Annotated in this window: 20 protein-coding genes; 10 read left to right on the forward strand and 10 right to left on the reverse strand. The window is 64.6% G+C overall.

Annotation, left to right across the window (positions count from 1 at the left end):
• Positions 1-55: 55 nt before the first annotated feature.
• From P1IM2_RS02325 to P1IM2_RS02340, 4 genes are read left to right on the forward strand one after another with little or no spacing between them, the layout of a single operon-like run.
• On the forward strand, positions 56-1,285 hold the full coding sequence (locus tag P1IM2_RS02325; RefSeq protein ID WP_186401295.1) for a TolC family protein: 1,230 nt from the start codon (positions 56-58) through the stop codon (positions 1,283-1,285).
• The gene (locus tag P1IM2_RS02330) at positions 1,282-2,514 is read left to right on the forward strand and encodes an efflux RND transporter periplasmic adaptor subunit (protein WP_186401296.1); all 1,233 of its coding nucleotides are present in this window, start codon (positions 1,282-1,284) and stop codon (positions 2,512-2,514) included. Before P1IM2_RS02325 ends, P1IM2_RS02330 begins: the two co-directional genes overlap by 4 nt.
• Positions 2,511-5,645 carry an efflux RND transporter permease subunit gene (locus tag P1IM2_RS02335; protein ID WP_186401297.1) on the forward strand — a complete coding sequence of 1,045 codons (3,135 nt, stop codon included), beginning with the start codon at positions 2,511-2,513 and terminating at the stop codon, positions 5,643-5,645. The genes P1IM2_RS02330 and P1IM2_RS02335 overlap by 4 nt, the downstream gene beginning before the upstream one ends.
• The gene (locus tag P1IM2_RS02340; protein WP_186401298.1) at positions 5,642-6,010 is read left to right on the forward strand and encodes a copper-binding protein; all 369 of its coding nucleotides are present in this window, start codon (positions 5,642-5,644) and stop codon (positions 6,008-6,010) included. The genes P1IM2_RS02335 and P1IM2_RS02340 overlap by 4 nt, the downstream gene beginning before the upstream one ends.
• Positions 6,011-6,093: 83 nt before the next feature.
• Here P1IM2_RS02340 and P1IM2_RS02345 read toward each other — a convergent pair whose 3' ends face one another.
• A complete protein-coding gene (locus tag P1IM2_RS02345) occupies positions 6,094-6,495 on the reverse strand; it encodes a helix-turn-helix domain-containing protein (RefSeq protein WP_186401299.1) in 402 nt (133 codons plus the stop codon).
• Positions 6,496-6,567: 72 nt separating this feature from the next.
• On the opposite strand from P1IM2_RS02345, the gene P1IM2_RS02350 reads away from it, so the two are divergent.
• Positions 6,568-6,927 (forward strand): mercuric ion transport protein, MerT, encoded by a 360-nt coding sequence (locus tag P1IM2_RS02350; protein ID WP_254535760.1) that lies wholly within the window; start codon positions 6,568-6,570, stop codon positions 6,925-6,927.
• Positions 6,920-7,147: a GDCCVxC domain-containing (seleno)protein gene (locus P1IM2_RS02355; protein WP_081611194.1), complete on the forward strand. Its 228-nt coding sequence runs from the start codon at positions 6,920-6,922 to the stop codon at positions 7,145-7,147. The genes P1IM2_RS02350 and P1IM2_RS02355 overlap by 8 nt, the downstream gene beginning before the upstream one ends.
• Before the next feature lie 35 nt (positions 7,148-7,182).
• Here the strand turns inward: P1IM2_RS02355 and P1IM2_RS02360 are convergent, their stop codons facing one another.
• Positions 7,183-7,596, reverse strand: coding sequence for a helix-turn-helix domain-containing protein (locus tag P1IM2_RS02360; RefSeq protein WP_186401300.1), 414 nt, complete (start codon positions 7,594-7,596; stop codon positions 7,183-7,185).
• A 70-nt stretch (positions 7,597-7,666) separates the two neighbouring features.
• On the opposite strand from P1IM2_RS02360, the gene P1IM2_RS02365 reads away from it, so the two are divergent.
• The 4 genes from P1IM2_RS02365 (at position 7,667) to P1IM2_RS02380 (ending at position 11,783) form a co-directional block, all read left to right on the forward strand.
• The gene (locus tag P1IM2_RS02365; protein ID WP_037553278.1) at positions 7,667-8,308 is read left to right on the forward strand and encodes a cation transporter; all 642 of its coding nucleotides are present in this window, start codon (positions 7,667-7,669) and stop codon (positions 8,306-8,308) included.
• A 5-nt stretch (positions 8,309-8,313) separates the two neighbouring features.
• The gene (locus P1IM2_RS02370; protein WP_186401301.1) at positions 8,314-10,260 is read left to right on the forward strand and encodes a cytochrome c/FTR1 family iron permease; all 1,947 of its coding nucleotides are present in this window, start codon (positions 8,314-8,316) and stop codon (positions 10,258-10,260) included.
• Positions 10,261-10,386: 126 nt separating this feature from the next.
• Positions 10,387-11,076 (forward strand): AraC family transcriptional regulator, encoded by a 690-nt coding sequence (locus P1IM2_RS02375; RefSeq protein ID WP_186401302.1) that lies wholly within the window; start codon positions 10,387-10,389, stop codon positions 11,074-11,076.
• A 47-nt stretch (positions 11,077-11,123) separates the two neighbouring features.
• Positions 11,124-11,783 carry a class I SAM-dependent methyltransferase gene (locus tag P1IM2_RS02380; RefSeq protein ID WP_186401303.1) on the forward strand — a complete coding sequence of 220 codons (660 nt, stop codon included), beginning with the start codon at positions 11,124-11,126 and terminating at the stop codon, positions 11,781-11,783.
• Positions 11,784-11,809: 26 nt separating this feature from the next.
• On the opposite strand, the gene P1IM2_RS02385 is transcribed toward P1IM2_RS02380, so the two are convergent.
• From P1IM2_RS02385 to P1IM2_RS02420, 8 genes are all read right to left on the reverse strand, one after another.
• Positions 11,810-12,226, reverse strand: a complete 417-nt coding sequence (locus P1IM2_RS02385; protein WP_186401304.1) for a hypothetical protein — start codon at positions 12,224-12,226, stop codon at positions 11,810-11,812.
• A gap of 65 nt (positions 12,227-12,291) precedes the next feature.
• On the reverse strand, positions 12,292-12,597 hold the full coding sequence (locus P1IM2_RS02390) for a hypothetical protein (protein ID WP_186401305.1): 306 nt from the start codon (positions 12,595-12,597) through the stop codon (positions 12,292-12,294).
• A gap of 190 nt (positions 12,598-12,787) precedes the next feature.
• Entirely contained in the window at positions 12,788-13,432 is a 645-nt protein-coding gene (locus P1IM2_RS02395; protein ID WP_186401306.1) for a thioredoxin domain-containing protein, read from the reverse strand.
• Positions 13,429-13,863: a disulfide bond formation protein B gene (locus tag P1IM2_RS02400; protein WP_186401307.1), complete on the reverse strand. Its 435-nt coding sequence runs from the start codon at positions 13,861-13,863 to the stop codon at positions 13,429-13,431. The genes P1IM2_RS02395 and P1IM2_RS02400 overlap by 4 nt, the downstream gene beginning before the upstream one ends.
• Positions 13,860-14,345: an SRPBCC family protein gene (locus P1IM2_RS02405; RefSeq protein WP_186401308.1), complete on the reverse strand. Its 486-nt coding sequence runs from the start codon at positions 14,343-14,345 to the stop codon at positions 13,860-13,862. Before P1IM2_RS02405 ends, P1IM2_RS02400 begins: the two co-directional genes overlap by 4 nt.
• 58 nt (positions 14,346-14,403) lie before the next feature.
• Positions 14,404-16,944: a heavy metal translocating P-type ATPase gene (locus P1IM2_RS02410; RefSeq protein ID WP_186401309.1), complete on the reverse strand. Its 2,541-nt coding sequence runs from the start codon at positions 16,942-16,944 to the stop codon at positions 14,404-14,406.
• A gap of 190 nt (positions 16,945-17,134) precedes the next feature.
• Positions 17,135-17,605: an SRPBCC family protein gene (locus P1IM2_RS02415; protein ID WP_186401310.1), complete on the reverse strand. Its 471-nt coding sequence runs from the start codon at positions 17,603-17,605 to the stop codon at positions 17,135-17,137.
• Between the two features lie 81 nt (positions 17,606-17,686).
• On the reverse strand, positions 17,687-18,031 hold the full coding sequence (locus P1IM2_RS02420) for a DUF190 domain-containing protein (RefSeq protein ID WP_186401311.1): 345 nt from the start codon (positions 18,029-18,031) through the stop codon (positions 17,687-17,689).
• Positions 18,032-18,039 lie beyond the last annotated feature (8 nt).

Below are 18,039 nucleotides of genomic sequence, written 5' to 3' on the forward strand. Positions count from 1 at the left end.
CCCTCGGCACAGAGGCGTCGGGGGCGGTCTTGTCCGGTCCACAAAAGGGGACATCATGCGCAATTTTTTTGCGGCGACCATGCTGATCGCGCTGCCCGCGACGCTTCATGCCGAGCCGTTGACACTCGACGCCGCGCTGCGGCTGGCCGAAACCCAGGCGCCCGAACTGCGCGGACGCGAAGCGGGGATCGACGCCGCCGAGTCGGCGGCGATCGCGGCCGACCGGTTGCCCGATCCCAAACTCGATCTGGCCATCAAGGATTTCCCGGTCACCGGCCCCGACGCGGGCCGCCTCAACCGCGACAATTTCACGATGCAGGTGATCGGTATCAGCCAGGAATTCACCCATCCCGCCAAGCGCCGGGCGCGTGCGACGCGCGCGCTGGCCGAAATCGGGATCGCGCGCGCCGACGAAGCGGTCGCGGCGCAGGACGTCCGGCTGGCGACGGCGCTCGCCTGGATCGACCTTTTCTATGCCAAGAAACGGCTCAAGAAGCTCGAATTGCTCGATGCCGAGCTCGACGATTTGCAGGCGACGGTGACCGCGCGGTTGGCCAGCGGCGCGGCGCGGCCGGCGCAGGCGCTCGAACCCGAACAGCTCCGCGCCGAGATTCAGGATCGCCGCAGCGGGCTCGCCGCCGAGGTTGCGCGCGCCCGCGCGCAGCTCGCGCGCTTCACCGGCGACGCCGCCGCCGACACGGCAGGCGCGCCGCCGCCGCCGGTCGTCGATGAAAGCGCGCTGCGCTCCGGAATCGACGCGCTGCCGCGGCTGCGCGCGCTCGATGCGCGCGCGCTGGCGGCCGATGCCGAAACCGGGCTCGCACGCGCCGACAAGCGGCCCGACTGGAACGTCTCGGCGGCCTATGGGCGGCGCGAGCCCAATTATGGCGACCTCGTCACGCTCGGCGTCACCATCGACTTGCCGCTCTTCGCCAAGAAGCGGCAGGACCCGAAGATCTCCGCGCGGGCGAGCGAGGCGACGCGCGCGCGGCTCGATCGCGAAGCGGCAAAGCGCGACATCGCCGCGGCCCTCGACGCCGATCTCGCCGATCATCACATGCATCACGAACAGCTCGGCAATGCGCAGTCGCGGCTGGTGCCACTGGCGAAGAAGCGCGCCGAGCTTGACCTCGCCAGCTACGCCGCCGGCCAGCTCGACCTCGGGACCGCATTGCTCTCGACGCTCGCGCTGGCCGAAGCCGAAGTGGATGTACTGGCGCGCGAGGCCGAGGTCGCGCGCGACGCGATCCGGATCAATTATATCTATGGGGAGACAGGGCGATGACCGAAGCGACGACAGCGGTGCGGTGGCGCGCCGGGATTTTGGCCGCGGTGCTGATCGCGGGCGGCGGCGGTTACTGGATCGGGCAGCGCGGCGCGGACGACGTGCCGACGGGCGCCACAAGCGATGGGCGCAAGATCCTCTATTATTACGACCCGATGTTCCCGAACCAGAAGTTCGACAAGCCGGGCAAGTCGCCCTTCATGGATATGGAGCTGGAACCCAAATATGCCGACGAAGGCGGCGGGGCCGACGCCGCGCCGGGCTTTTCGATCGATCCGTCGGCGATGCAAAATCTCGGAATGCGCGTCGTCGCCGCCGAGATGGGCAGCCTCGCGGCGACCTTCGACGTCACCGGCGCGGTCGATTTCAACGAACGCGACGTCGCGATCGTCCAGGCGCGTTCGGACGGCTTTGTCGAGCGCGTCTATCGGCTGGCCCCGGGCGACGTCATCGGCGCCGGGACGCCGATCGCCGATGTTCAGTCGCCCGATTGGGGCGGCGCGCAGACCGAATATCTGAGCGTCAAGAAGCTCGGCCGGCCCGAGCTGACAGCGGCGGCGCGGCAGCGGCTGCGTCTGATCGGCATGTCCGACGCCGTTATCAACCGGGTCGATCGGACCGGGCGGACAAGCGGAACCGTTACGATCAGTTCGCCGATCGGCGGCGTCGTGCAGAGCCTCAGCGCGCGGGCGGGCGTTACGCTGGCGCAGGGCCAGACGCTCGCCGAAATCTCGGGGCTGGCCACCGTCTGGCTAAACGCCTCCTTGCCCGAGGCTCAGGCCGGGGCGGTGCGCGTCGGCCAGCGCGCGGTTGCGACGCTCACCGCCTTTCCCGGCGAAACATTTGGCGGGCGCGTCATCGCGATCCTGCCGACGACGCAGGTCGACAGCCGGACGCTGACCGTGCGCATCGAACTCGCCAATCGCGGCGGCCGGCTGCGCCCGGGCATGTTCGCCAATGTCACGCTCGGCGGCAACGCCAAACCCGCGCTGCTGGTGCCGAGCGAGGCGGTCATCCGCACCGGCACGCGCAGCATCGTCATGCTGGCGACGGGCGACGGGCGCTATCATCCCGCCGAAGTGCAAACAGGGCGCGAGGGCGGCGGCCAGACCGAAATCCTGCAGGGGCTGGCGGTGGGCGAGAGGGTCGTCGCATCGGGCCAGTTCCTGCTCGATTCCGAGGCGAGCCTGACCGGCATCGCCGTCCGCCCGCTCGGTGACGCGAAATGATCGAGCGGATCATTCGCGCCTCGGTCGCGGCACGCGGACTGGTCGTTGCCGCGGCACTGATCCTGACCCTCGTCGGTGTCGCCGCAGTGCGGACGACCCCAGTCGATGCGATTCCCGATCTGTCGGACGTTCAGGTCATCATCCGCACCACCTATCCGGGGCAGGCGCCGCGGATCGTCGAGGATCAGGTGACCTATCCGATCAGTTCGACGATGCTGTCGGTGCCGGGCGCGCGCGTCGTGCGCGGCTATAGCTTTGTCGGCGACAGTTTCGTCTATGTGCTGTTCGACGACGACACCGACCTGTATTGGGCGCGCAGCCGGGTGCTCGAATATCTGAGCCAGGTGCAGGGAAAATTGCCCGACGGCGCGACCGCGTCGATCGGACCCGATGCGACCGGCGTCGGCTGGATCTATGAATATGCGCTGGTCGACAAAAACGGACGGCATGATCTGGCCGAACTGCGCTCGATCCAGGACTGGTTCCTGCGTTACGAATTGAAAGCCGTCCCCGACGTCGCCGAGGTCGCGACCATCGGCGGGATGGTCAAACAATATCAGATCATCCTCGATCCCCAAAAACTGGCATCCTATGGCGTCACCGTGCGCGAAGTCAGCGACGCCCTGACCGCCGCCAATCAGGAAACCGGCGGCGCGACGGTCGAACTGGCCGAGGCCGAATATATAGTTCGCGCCAGCGGCTATCTGAAGACCCTCGACGATTTCCGCGCCGTGTCGATCCGCACCGCCGCGGGCGGAGTCCCGGTGACAGTGGGCGACATTGCGACGGTGCAAATCGGTCCCGAGATGCGGCGCGGAATCGCTGAACTTGATGGCGAAGGCGAAGTCACCGGCGGGGTGATCGTCATGCGGCAAGGCAAGAACGCCCGCGAGGTGATCGAGAATGTCCGGGCCAAGCTGAATTCGCTAAAGGCCAGCCTTCCGCCGGGGGTGGAGATCGTCACCACCTATGACCGCTCGGGGCTGATCGACCGCGCGGTCGATAATCTGACCTCGAAGCTCGTCGAGGAATTCATCGTCGTGGCGATCGTCTGTGCGCTGTTCCTGTGGCACGCGCGATCGGCCCTGGTGGCGATTCTGACGCTGCCGCTCGGCATCCTCATCGCCTTCATCGCGATGCGCGCACAAGGCCTGAACGCCAATATATTGTCGCTCGGCGGCATCGCGATCGCGATCGGAGCGATGGTCGATGCAGCGGTCGTGATGATCGAAAATGCGCACAAGCATATCGAACGCTGGGCGCACGAGAATCCCGACCGGAAATTGGAAGGGACCGAACGCTGGCGCGCGATCACCGGCGCGGCAGCCGAGGTCGGCCCGGCACTGTTCCTCAGCCTGCTCATCATCACTTTTTCCTTCATCCCGATTTTCGCGCTTCAAGGACAGGAGGGTCGGCTGTTCGCGCCGCTCGCCTTCACCAAAACCTATGCGATGGCGGCGGCGGCCCTGCTTTCGATCACGCTCGTCCCGGTGCTGATGGGCTGGCTCATTCGCGGCAAGATTCCCGGCGAGAATGCCAATCCGATCAATCGCTGGCTGACCCGCCTCTACCGCCCCGGGCTCGATTGGGTGCTCGCGCGTCCGAAACAGGCGTTGTTCATCGCCCTACTGGTCTTTGCGACCAGCCTGTGGCCGATGGCGCGGCTTGGCGGCGAGTTCATGCCGCAAATGAACGAAGGCGACCTCCTCTATATGCCCTCGGCGCTGCCCGGGCTTTCGGTGGCCGAAGCGGGCAAATTGCTCCAGCAGACCGACCGTCTGATCAAGACGGTCCCCGAGGTTAGCCGTGTGTTCGGCAAGGCGGGGCGCGCCGACACCGCGACCGATCCGGCGCCGATCGAAATGTTCGAAACGACGATCCAGTTCAAACCCAAGAGCGAATGGCGCGCGGGGATGACACCGGAAAAACTGATCGAGGAACTCGACGCGCGGGTGCGCGTGCCGGGGCTCGCCAATTTCTGGGTGCCGCCGATCCGCAACCGGATCGATATGCTGGCGACGGGGATCAAAAGCCCGATCGGGATCAAGGTCGCGGGATCCGACCTCAAGGCCATCGACGCCAGCGCCAAGCGGATCGAGGATGTCGTCAAGACGGTGCCCGGCGTCGCATCGGCGCTCGCCGAACGGCTCACCGGCGGGCGCTACATCGATGTCCAGATCGATCGCGGTGCAGCGGCGCGCTATGGAATGAACATCGCCGATGTTCAAGCCATCGTATCGGGCGCGATTGGCGGCGCGACGATCGGGCAGACGGTCGAGGGGCTGGCGCGCTATCCGATCAGCGTGCGCTATCCGCGCGAAATCCGCGACAGCCTCGATGAAATCATCAACCTGCCGGTGCTGACCCCGACGCGCCAGCAGATCACGCTCGGCACCGTCGCCGAAGTGCGGATCAGCGACGGTCCGCCGATGCTGCGCAGCGAGAATGGCCGCCCGGTGACCTGGATTTACGTCGATGGCCGCGGGCGCGATTTGCAAACGCTGGTCGCCGACATCCAGGCGGCGATCGCGCGCGAGGTCAAGCTGCCGCCGGGGGTCAGCGTCTCCTACACCGGCCAGTTCGAATTTCTGGTGCGCGCGACCGAGCGGATGAAGATAGTCGTCCCGGTGACGCTCGCGATCATCTTCGGGCTGCTCTATCTGACCTTCCGGCGGCTCGACGAGGCGTTGCTCATCATGGGGACCCTGCCGTTCGCGCTCACCGGCGGGTTGTGGCTGCTCTATCTGCTCGGCTACAACCAGTCGGTCGCGAGCGGCGTCGGCTTTATCGCGCTCGCCGGGGTGTCGGCCGAGTTCGGTGTGGTGATGCTGATCTACCTCAAGCAGGCGCTCGCTGCACGCAGCGACGGCGATGTCGCGGCGGGGGTGCGCGACGGTGCGCTGCTGCGCGTCCGGCCCAAGGCGATGACGGTCGCGGTCATCCTCGCAGGCCTGTTCCCGATCCTCGTTGGGACCGGAACCGGCTCCGAGGTGATGAGCCGGATCGCCGCACCGATGGTTGGCGGCATGCTCACCGCGCCGCTGCTGTCGATGTTCATCATTCCCGCCGCTTATCTGCTGATGCGCAGGCGAGCGGCAAAACCAGCTCAACCAAAAGGAGAAACGAAATGAAGAAACTGCCGATCATCGCGCTGGGCCTTGCGCTCGCCGCAGCGCTTGCCGGCTGCGACAAGCAAGGCGAAGCGCCGAAAGCCGAAGAGAAGGCAGCCATGGCCGATGATGTTGGAACCATGGCGACGCCGGCCGAAATCAAGCATGGCAAGGGCACGGCTACCGTCACCGCGATCGATAGCGCCAAAGGACAGGTCACGCTCGATCATGGTGCGATCGCCGAGCTCGAATGGCCGCCGATGACGATGGGCTTCGCCGCGAAAGGCGAACTGCTGAAGGATATCAAGGTCGGCGACAAGATCGCGTTCGAACTGGACTGGGACGGCAAGGCCGGGACGATCACCAAGCTCGACAAGGCGCCGTAACGCGCCGCCATTGCGCGCGGCGGCCCAACTGCCGCGCGCAATAGCTGCTTTGGGGTGTTGGCGGAAGACGGCTGCACTCAAACCTAGTCGGACAGCGCCTCCAGAAGCGGGCAGCCCCCGGCATCGCCGGCGCCGCACGCCTCGACAAGATCGCCCAAGACAGCGGCCATGCGGTCGAGGTCGGCGCGCTTGGCGAGGACTTCGGCAAGCTGGCCCTCGGCCATTTGACGCACCTGATCGCAGCTATGGCTGCCGCCTTCGGCCAGAAGGAGCAAAGTGCGGACCGTATCGAGGGGAAAACCCAGTTCGCGCGCGCGCCGCACAAATGCAAGGCGCCGCACACCAGCTGAATCATAACGGCGAAATCGCCCGTACCGGACCGGCGCGGGCAGAATGCCGATGCGCTCATAATAGCGGATCGTCTCGATATTGCAGCCGGTAAGCCGAGAAAGCTCGCCGATGGGGATGGTGCTTGAGGGGGCCATTGCGATTCCGCTTGCATCTGTAGTCACTACAGATGGTAGACTTGCCGATACCGCGAAACAAGGAGGTAGAATTTGGCTGGAGATGCAAGGCGTCCGAAAGGATTTGGGGCCATTTCGCTGGCGCTTGGCGGGATCGCATCGGGCTTTCTCGCAGCCACCTGCTGCGCGCTTCCCATGCTGCTTGCCTCGGCGGGGCTCGGGTCCGCCTGGCTCGTCGGCATAGCGGTCCCGGCCGCGCCCTACCGGCTCTGGTTCGTCGCATTCGGCGCAATTTCGCTCGTCGCCGGTGGCGTGCTGCTGGCGCGCCAGCAGATGCGCGCGGCGCGCTGCGGCGCCGATGGCCTATGCGTGCCGGCGACGCTGCGCGTCGTGACCTTCGTCGGCCTGCTCTTCGGCGCCGTCCTCCTATGGCTTGGCTATCGCTATGCTTGATCCCTCGCCGGTCCTGCAATCGACGCTGACGTGTCCGCTCTGCGGTCAAATCGCCGACGAAATCATGCCCACCGATGCGTGTCAGTATTTCTACGACTGCAAGGGATGCGGCGCGCTGCTCAAGCCGCTGCCAGGAGACTGCTGTGTCTTCTGTTCCTATGGCACGGTACCCTGCCCGCCAATACAGGTTGACGGCGGCAAGGGCAGTTGCTGCGGCTGAGCCGCAAGCCGCCGACAGTCCCGATAGCGCGGCGGCTAGGCATTTCCGGCGGCGATGGCCTCGATGACCCGGCAATCCGACACCGGCCCGCCATCGCAGAGCTGGACGATACGGGCAAGTTCAGCACGGAGCCGCGCCATCCGTTCCAGCTTTTCATCGACATCGAGCAGGTGACGCGCCGCAAGCGCGCGGATTTCGGCGCAGTCCTGCCCCGGCCCCAAGGCCAGCGCCGTCAACGACCGGATTTCATCGATCGAAAAGCCGAGGCCGCGGGCATTGCGGATGAATGCGAGGCGCCCGACATCCTCATCCCCGTAGGTGCGCCGGCCAGAGGCTGTGCGCGCTGCGCAAGGCAGCAATCCGATATCCTCATAGAAGCGGATCGTGTTTACCTTGGTGCCGGTGCGTTTCGCCAGGCCGCCGATCGGCAGCCGCGTGTCGCGCGCCATCTCCCTTCCTCTCAGTCTCGTTTCGATTTCAGCTTGCTTCTACAGTTACTGTAGAATGTAGAACAGGGGAATGAGCAACGACAGCAATTGCGGCTGCACGGGCGACACCGTCAGGGCCGAACGCGATCCCGCCTATCGAAGGGCCTTGTGGATCGTCGTAATTCTCAATCTCGGCTTCGGCGCGATCGAGATCGTCGGCGGGTTCATCGCCAACAGCCAGGCGCTGAAAGCCGACTCGCTCGACTTTATCGGCGACGGCACGATCACGTTGGCCGGCCTCGTCGCGATAGGCTGGACTGCGCTCGCCCGCACGCGTATCGCCTTAGCCCAAGGCCTGTTCCTGCTGTCGCTCGGCATAGGGGTCATCGGCGTCGCGCTGTGGCGTGCCCTGACCGCGGTTCCGCCCGAAGCCGAGCTGATGGGCGGCATCGGCGCCGCCGCCCTCCTCGTCAACCTCACCTCGGCCGCGGTCCTCTCGCGGTTCCGCGAAGGCGACGCCAATGTCCGGGCGGTGTGGCTGTTCAGCCGCAACGACGCGATCGCCAATGTGGCGGTGATCATCGCCGCCGGCCTCGTCGCATGGACCGGGCAAGCCTGGCCCGACCTTGCAGTCGCCGCCATCATTGCCACGCTTTTCCTGCATTCGGCCTATGAGATTCTACGCAGCGCGCGGACCGAATTGCGCGAACTGTCGACTGTGCCCGGACAATAGGGCCAATGCCCCCCGCCCGCCGCTTTCTCTCTCTGCTGATCGCGCTTGCTGCAATCGGCGGCCTCGTCGTGCCGACGGCACAGGCCCGCACTGATGCCGACGAAGTCCAGACCATATGGCGCCTGCTGGACTATGTTGCGGTCGACTATGGTGGAGCCGTCTCGAATGGCGTGGTGACGAGCACGGTCGAATATTCCGAGATGACCGAGTTTTCCGCCACCGTTCGCAAGGGGATCGAAGCGCTTCCGGTATCCCCGGCGCGGGCTCGCCTTGTCAGTGAAGCGGGACAACTCCAGACGGCGATCGCATCGAAGGCGAGCCCCGGCAAGGTGGCTGGCCAGGCGCGCGGACTCGCGGCGGACCTCCTCGCCGCCTACCCCGTGCCCCTCGCGCCGCGCAACGCTCCAGATCCCCGGCGCGGAGCCCAAGTCTATCTGGAAAATTGCGCCAGCTGTCATGGGGCGCGCGGCGATGGCAATGGACATCAGGCCAAGGGGCTCGACCCGGCACCTATCGATTTCACCGACGCCGGACGCGCTCGCAAGCGCAGTCTGTTCGCGCTCTATCAGGTCATAGGACAGGGGCTCGAAGGCACGTCCATGCCCAGTTTTGCCCATTTGCCCTCCGACGACCGCTGGGCGGTAGCAGCCTATGCCGGTGGATTTGCATTTCGCGACGTCGCAGCCGGCCGGCGTGTCTGGAACCAGACCCCTGCGGCGCGCGAACTGGTCCCCGACCTGCAAGCCTTCACGAGTCTCAGCCCGGAAGTGCTTGGTCGTGGGCTGGGATCGGAGCAGGCCGACGCGCTTACCGCCTATTTGCGTTCCGATCCCCAAGCATTGACAACCGCTTCGCCCGCGACGCTTGCGGTTGCGCGTGACAAATTGGCGCAAAGCCTTGCCGCATACCGCAAGGGAAACCGGAGCGAGGCAGAGCGTCTCGCGCTGTCCGCCTATCTCGACGGTTTCGAACCGATTGAGCCGATCCTGACGACGCGCGATTCCGCCCTTATGGCGCAAATCGAATCCGCGATGTCCGATTATCGCGTGTCCATCGCGCGAGGTGTGCCGGTCGATGCGGTCGCGGGTAAAGCCGCCGCAGTCGAAACCCTTTTCGCCGATGCCGAAGCTGCACTGTCTCCCGATGCAGCCAGCGACGCATCGACCTTTGTCGGGGCGCTTACCATCTTGCTGCGCGAGGGTCTCGAAGCGCTTCTGATCATCGTGGCGATGATCGCTTTCTTGCGAAAGGCCGAACGGCCTGAGGTCCTACCCTATGTCCATGGCGGCTGGATCGCAGCCTTGGCTGCCGGCGGCGCAACCTGGGCAGTCGCGACCTATGCAATCTCGATCAGCGGAGCGAACCGCGAGTTGACAGAGGGATTTGGCTCGCTTTTCGCCGCAGTCGTGCTCGTCTGGGTCGGCATCTGGATGCACGGAAAGTCGCACGCGGAGAGCTGGCAGCGCTATATCCGCGAAGCGATGGGCAAGGCGCTTTCGCGCCGCTCGGCCTGGTTCCTGTTCGGGCTCGCTTTCCTCGTGGTCTATCGGGAAGTCTTTGAGACCATCCTGTTTTTCGCAGCTCTCGCCGCGCAAGGGAGCCGCAGCGCGATCGCTGCCGGAGCCGGAACTGCAGTGGTGATCCTGGCAGCAATCGCATGGGTCATGCTTCGTTACAGCCGGGTCCTGCCGATCGGGAAATTTTTCGCCTACAGCTCCGCACTGATCGCCATCCTTGCGGTTGTCCTGGCCGGCAAGGGCGCGGGCGCGCTACAGGAAGCCGGCCTCCTCGGCATCACACCGCTCGCTCATTTTCCTCGCTTCCCGACGATGGGGATATTTCCTTCGCTCGAACCGTTGCTGCTCCAGCTTCTCGCGCTTGCAATCCTCTGGATCGGCTATCGTCACAACAGTCGGCAACATCGCCGGGTCGAGACAACGCAGGGTCAATGAGGGTAATCATCACGGGGTCGGCGCACTTCTCCTTGGCCGTGCGGCGGCTTCCGAAAAGAGCCTCCGAGCCAGACAGCTAACCCAGCGCCCGTTACGCACATGAGTTAGGCCTGCTATCGAGACCCGATGCCCGACACGTCCAACTGGAACGGCCGACTTAGCCTCGGCGACTATCATGCTCTCTGGTCGGGTTCGGTTGGCGATGCCGCCGCGCACCGTCATTTTGCGGCGCAGGCAGTATTCTGTGCTGAGCCGCTTACGGTGGTCACTGCTGATGGCGCGCGCCTGTCGGGGCGTTGCTTGCTCATCGAACCCGATACCGTGCACCGGCTGCTCCCCGCTCCCGCGGCCGAATTATGGTTCGTCGAGCCGACAGTGGGCTTCGGTCCGCCGGTAGAACTGAAAAACCGGCTGATCTGCTCCGATCCGATTCATGTCGAGATGCCGGGACAGCGTTCCTTCTGGAAAAACTGGCTCATGCGAGGCACCCGCCCCCCGCTCGATCCGCGCATCACCCGCGCCGCCGCCTCGATTGACCGCCTGATCCCCATGGGCTCTGTCCGCCTCGCGGATGTGGCGGAAGAGAGCCGCCTTTCGCTCGGCCGCTTCCGGCATCTCTTTGCCGCCGAGATCGGCATGCCCTTCCAGCGCTTTGTGCTCTGGCGACGGTTGATTATCGCCTTCGACGAATTGGGAATGCGCCGCAGCGCGACCGAGGCCGCACATATGGCCGGGTTCAGCGACAGCGCGCATTTCGCCCGCACGATCAAGGCGATGTTCGGTATTCGGGCAAGCGACCTTTTCATCGAATCATAGCCTCTCCGTTCAAGCCGGTGCGTGATGACGCCTAGTAGAGGGGCATCATGTCAGACGCACAAAGAGACTTCGTCCCGGCACTCGGCAAGAGCGGATCGCTCGACCGCTACGATGCCGCCATAGCCCTCATGACCAGAGAGAAAAGATGGCGAAGCGACTTGCTGCGCTTCGCCGAACCGCGGCCGGGCGAGCGGATCGTCGACATCGGGTGCGGCACGGGAACATTTGCAATCGCCCTCAAGCAGTCGGCGCCGGAAAGCATAGTTCTGGCGGTCGATCCCGACCCCGCCGTGCTGGAAATCGCGCGCGCCAAGGCTGAGGTTGCCGATACCGAGATTCGATGGTTCGAGGCCATGGGCGACGAGCTGGACGGCATCGACGCACTCCGGCAATGCGACAAGATCGTATCAAGCCTTGTCCTTCACCAGTGCCCGATGGCCGTCAAGGAAGCGATTGCCGCGCAGATGTTCAGGCTCCTGAGGCCGGGCGGGACTCTTTTCATAGCCGACTATGGCGAGCAGCGGTCGCTGCTGATGCGCATGCTTTTTCGCCAGATCCAGCTGCTCGACGGGTTCGAATATACTGAACCCAACGCGAAGGGCTGCGTCCCGGGAATCCTTAAAGCCGCGGGTTTCGAGGCGGTCGAAGAGATGAAAGTCATCCCGACGCCGACCGGCTCGATTTCGATCTACCGCGCGCGGCGATAGCGATCAGCCGGGTGTCGCGCCCGCCGTCAGCCGTTCGCCGGTGAAGGGCTCAACGCCTGCCTCCAGGCGAGAAAGAGAGCCCAGACCATCACGATCGCCGCGATCATGAGAGAGGCCGCGACGATCGGGAGGACGAAGGACGCCTCGCCGTTGACCGGCGCTGCGCCGCGCTCCAGCGCCTCCAATCTGCCAAAGGCGCTCCGCCACCCGAAGCCGAGATTATAGGTCCAGGCGGCGGCCAGCAGGCCGGCCGCACTACGCGGCCTGATGCGGAGCGATGTCACGGCCCCGAAAATCATCAGCGCCACGCTGATATAGTCGACGAGCAACGCCTGAAGCGGCTGCCCCCAGACCATATGATACCAGGTTTCGAGGGTGAAATGGATCGTCGTCGCGAAAAGCGAAAACCAGGCAAGCCATGTCTCGGATCGGTGCCGCATCATCTATCCCCCCATAGAAGCGGCCCTTCCTAGACGAGCACTATCCCGGCGCCAACGTCCCTGCCGGCTCACCCGCGCCAGTGACGCCCGCGATGGTGGTGGTGCATCCGGCGCTTCTGATAGCGCCGCTCGTAGCGGTCGCGGCGTTCGTAGCGGCGATCGTATCCGCGATAATAGGGGTCGTAGCCGCGATAGCCCCGGTCATTGCCATAATAGGGCTGGTCGTGCCGGTTCGAACGATAGTCGCGGTCGTGGCCACGCGGCGCATCATGGCCGCGGCTATATCCGCCGCGATCGCCATGATGCTGGGCAAGCGCCGTTCCGGGGACCGCGAAGGCGAGCATCGCAGCCGCGATCGTCATCAGTTTTCGCATGTCAGTCTCTCCTTTTCGTGGCGGTCAAAATCCCCCTTCATGCTTGAATGCGCTGTGAATATTTCCTCCACCGCCGCCGATCGGCCGGTGACCCGGCGTGTCCATGCGACAGGCCGATGGCGGGAGAGACAGCGTCGCGACGGATGGTGGGCACCCGCCCCGCGTGGACGAAGCGGGGCGGGTGCGGCCCTCATTTGCCCTTTGCCGCGACGGCGGCCTGGACTCGGGCCTCGACCTGTTCGGGGCTGGGCTGGACGAGCATCTCGCCATTGACAAAAAATGTCGGGGTGCCCTTGACGCCGACCGCGCGCGCGTCGGCAATGTCCTGTTCCATCCAGGACATCGCATCGGCGGTCGGCATCGCGCGCGCTTTCGCGACATTGAGGCCGGCCTTCTCGGCCGCGGCCCAGGCGCCGTCCATCTTCCCGTCATGCCAGTCGGGCTGCGCCTCGAGCAGCGCCGCCGTCACCGGCACAAGCTTGCCCTGCACGCGCGCGGCTTCGAGGATCACGATCGCCTCGGCCGAGCCGGGGTGCAGCGGCAGGTAGCGCATCACAAGACGCACATCCTTGGGATATTTGGCGACGATGCCCTTCACCGTCGGATAGAAGGCGCGGCAGGCCTCGCACGACGGGTCGAAGAATTCGACGATCGTGACCGGGGCATTCTTGGGGCCGATGATCGGCGAGTGCGGGCGAATGAGGCTGTCGACGGGCCCCGCCACGACCTTCTTCGTGGGTTCGCCCTCGGCGGTTCCGCTGTAGAGCATCGCGCCGCCGGTGAAGGCGAGTGCCGAAACGACAAGCGTGGCCACCACTCCGATACGTCTGTTCATGATTTCAGTCTCCTTTGGAAGTTGAGCAAGAGGATAAGGATGATCGCGAAAGCGGTGAGCGACAGGAGGGGCAGCGGCACGCCTCCGATCGCCATGCTCTCGCCCGAGCAGGAGGGACCGCCGGTGCAGGGGACGATCGGGGCCGGAATGACGCCGGCATAGAGCAGGCTATGATAGAGGGCGACGAGGCTGCCTCCCGCGGCCAGCGCCAGCCCGTAAGGAATGACGGCGCGGTCCGACTTGAACGCGGCGATGCCGAGAATGATCGCGAGCGGGAACATGAAGGCGCGCTGAAACCAGCAGAGATCGCACGGTGCCTGACCCATGACCTCGCCGACGAAGAGGACGGCGAGGCTCGACAAGAGGGCAATCGTCCAGGCCGCGCCGAGCGGACGCCATTTGTGCGGAGCGAGAAGCGGAAAGCTCGTCATCGCCGGCCACCTCTGAACTTCGGTTTGGTTCGCCGGGGCGGCGATTGCGGCTTGCTATACTTGGACTTGAGATAGCTGAGCAGGATGCCGTCGATCGACCCGATCATTCTCTGGAAGCTGGTCTTGATGCCGGGAAGCCGGAGCCAGGCAAAGGGCCCGCGGCAGCGGTAGCGGTGGACGAACTTCGTCCCGCTTGCCGTCGGCGTCACGATGTAGCTTTCCTCGAACTGGAGGATGAAGCTAGGCTTCACGTCGAGTATCAGTTCTTCCCCGGGGCGCGCTGACGTTACCGCAGCGGGAACCTCGAGAAACTTGGGCTTGTGGAGATCCATTCGCATCGAATAGCGGATCGCGATCGGGTCCTCGGTCAAACGCTCGATGCGGACATAGGGATTCCAGATCCGGTGGTTCTCGAAGTCGCCGAGAACCGCCCATATCTGCTCCGGACTATAGGGGAGATCATGCTCCCGCTCGAACTCCATCACGTCTCCTTTCCTCCTTCGCACGCGCGGTCCGGGCCGTCGGCGACCTGGTCACCGCTCAGTCCGCGACGCGGTCGCGATAGGCGAGCAGGCGCAGCGCGTTGGCGACAACAACGAGCGTCGAACCTTCATGCGCCGCGACTGCGGGACCGATACCGAGCCCGAAGATCGTCGCCGGCACGAGGACAACAACCACGCCGAGGCTCACGACCAGATTCTGGCGAATGATCCGCCGCGTCTGGCGACTAAGACCGATCGCGAAGGGCAGATGCGCGAGATCGTCTGCCATCAAAGCGACGTCGGCGGCTTCAAGAGCGACATCTGATCCAGCCGCCCCCATAGCGATGCCGACGGTAGCATTTGCCATAGCGGGAGCATCGTTGACGCCATCGCCGACCATCGCTACAGGTTGCCTGGCCTTCAGATCGCGTATGGCGTCAACTTTCTGATCAGGCATGAGGTCGCCCCATGCCTCGTCGATACCGACTTCACCAGCGACAGCCTCCGCGACCTGCTGGTTGTCGCCCGAAACCATGATCATGCGGCGAATCCCGAGGTGTCGTAGTTTAGAGATCGTGGAAGGCGCTGATTTTCGGGGCTGGTCCATTAGTCCGATCACCCCAAGGTCGCGCGTCCCCTTCCGAACGGCCATTGTGGTCCGACCGTTCAAGCGCAAGCGCTCAATCTCTGCTAGGAGTTCGGGACCTAGGGGGGGCGTACCATTACGCCCGAACATCTCGGATTTCCCGATCAGCACGTCTTCGCCGTCAACGGTCGCGGAGACACCCTCACCAGTGCGGCTTCTAAAATCCTGCGCTTCCGGAATATTCCCGGAAGCCAGCAGTTCTCGGCCATCACGAGCTATGGCGCGAGCCAGCGGATGATCGCTCAGCTGTTCAACCGAAATTGCAACCCGTAATAGTTCGTCGCCCGTTACATCGACTGAAGGGATTACGGACACAATCCGTGGCTCCCCCTCCGTAAGCGTGCCGGTCTTGTCAAATGCCAGTGCAGTGAGCGAACCGAGGCTTTCGAGCGGCCCACCTCCCTTTACGAGCACACCGCCACGGGCGGCGCGGGCTACCCCTGAAAGGACAGCACTCGGCGTGGCTATTGCGAGCGCGCAGGGACTAGCGGCAACCAAGACCGCCATTGCCCGATAGAAGCTGTCGCGAAATGGTTCGTCTATAATGACCCAGGAAAAGAGCAGTAGAAAAACCAACGCGAGCACGCTGGGAACAAAAATCCTTTCGAAGCGGTCGGTGAATCGCTGGGTCGGAGACTTTTGCGTTTCGGCTTCACTTACCATCTGAACGACTTTGGCGAGAGCAGAGTCGCCGGCAAGCCGTGTCACTGCAACGTGGATAACCCCATAGCCGTTGATCGTACCCGCGAAGACCCGATTTTTTGAATCGATAGCATCGGGACTTGCTGCGGCGATTGAGCGGCTCGGCACAGGCTCTTTGTCGACGGGAACGCTTTCTCCCGTCACGGGCGCCTGATCTACTGCCGTTCGCCCAGCGACGACAAAACCGTCAGCCGGGAGCCGCTCGTTGGGCTTGACCACGACCGTGTCGCCGATCTGCAGAAGCTCGACCGCCACTTCGCGCGTGCTGCCGTCGTCGTTCTTCACCACGGCGGTCTGAGGCGCCAGTTCGGCGAGCGCCTCGATCGCGCGCTTGGCGCGGCCCATGGCATAATGTTCTAGCGCATGGCCCAAGCTGAAGAGGAAGAGAAGCAGCGCGCCTTCGGCCCAAGCGCCCAGCGCTGCCGCGCCGGCTGCGGCGACGAGCATCAGCGTGTCGATCTCGAAGCGCTTGAGCTTCAGATTCTCGATCGCTTCACGGACGGTGAACCAGCCGCCGAAACCATAGGCAGCAAGATAGAGGCCGAAGCTCACCCACCCGGGAGCGACCTCGAACTTCTCGATCGCGAAACCGATGCCGAGGACGAGACCGCAAAGGAGGGCGAAAATCAGCTCGGTGCGTTCGCCGAATATCCCGCCATGGTCATGACCATGATCATGATCGTCCGGCCCCGTATGGCCATGCTTATGGTCGGGTCCGTGGGTGTGATCGGGGCCATGATCATGACCATCGTCACCATGCACATGTCCAGCTTGTGCCGGGACAGCCGCGGCGACGGCAGCCGATTTCCGGGTGACGCCCATATCCGACAATACCTTTCTGATCGCTTCGATGGAGGTTTCCGAGCGCTGGAACTCGGCGCGCAGCGTCCCCGCCGCGCCGACTTCGGCTTCGATCACGCCCGGCATTTCGCGAAGCCGAAGGCCGATCGTCCGCGCGCGCCGCGCGTGGCCGACGCCCTCGAGATCGTCCCAGAAGAGATGCTGATATTGGCCGGTGAGCTCCGCGCCGGCGCTTCGCGCGAGCTGCCGCACGCGTTCGAGCGGGAGAATGTCCGGACGGTAATGGATGCAGAGCTGCGGCGGCGAAGCGTCGCTCGACCGGACCACATGGACCTTGTCGACGCCTTCGCGTCCTTCGAGTTCGCTCATCAGGCGCGCGACGCAGCGGTCGGCGGTATCGGCGACTTCGGGGAGGAGCAGCGGAATATCGAGCCGCAACTGGTCACTCATGATGCGATCCTTTTCACTTGGCGATCGGCATTGCGGTCCGGGCGCATGTTAAACGCACGGCAGGATGAGGTGCGGGAACCTTCTCGGGATGCGACCCGGCTCCCGCACCTCCCTGACCGCCGGAGACCCCTGCCCGTGGTGAGGGGGGCGAATGAGAGGGGCCTCCGACGGCCAGGTTTCGAACTCAAAATCATGCGCGCCGTCCGCTCGGCCGCGCATAACGCGACTGGACGGTCGTGCGGCCGAAATGCTTTTCGAGCGCCGCGTTCGAGCGGCGCAGGAACACCGAGCAGGCGCGGCGCAGAAAGGGATAGCCGAGCCAGGAGAAGACGCCGCGGCAGTCGAGCCGGTGTGTGACCTCGACGCCCTGACCGAGCTTTTCGAGCCGGTAACTCTCCTCGATGACGAGCAGACCGCGCATACCGGTCCGCCATGAGAAACCCGAAAGCCAGTCGAGACCGGTGATCCGGCCCTCGGCCGACAGTTCGGGTCCACGCGCCCCGCGCGGCGAATAGACATAGTCGAGCCGCTCTTCATCACCGGGACGATCGGTGAAGCGGAGCGTCGGATGCCAGTCGCCGTATCGCTCGATATCGACGAGCAGGCGCCAGACACGCCCGATCGGGACCGGCAAGCGGAGCGAGGTACCTACCGAGAACATCGGCTGCCCCCTCGCTCGCGCAAGCTGGTCCGCGACGCAGGCCGGGGACCTGCGCCGCGGTGTAGACCGGCAAGGTGCCGGTCAGCTCTGGACATCAGGGGACTCCGCGGCGGATTTCCCGCCGAGGATATCCACCGCTTCGAGCGTGATGAGCCCGATGTCCGGTATTTCGGCGAGCTGCGCCGCGAAGTCGCGCAGCTTCTGCTCGTCGTCGATGATCTCGATCACGACCGCCCGGTCATTCTCCAGCGCATGCTTGCGGTGAAGATGCGCCGAGCGGCCGAAACCGAGAACCGCTTCAAGGACGGTTACCCCCGCCAGCTTTTGCTGGCGGGCGAGTTCGGAAATGAACTCGAAGACGCGCTGGTCACCGAAAAAGGCAGATTCGTCGGTGTAGACGCGCAAGAGCTTGGATGCTTTTTGCATGTTCCTCT

The sequence above is a fragment of the Sphingopyxis sp. P1IMeth2 genome (assembly GCF_900185685.1).
Lineage (GTDB): Bacteria > Pseudomonadota > Alphaproteobacteria > Sphingomonadales > Sphingomonadaceae > Sphingopyxis > Sphingopyxis terrae_A.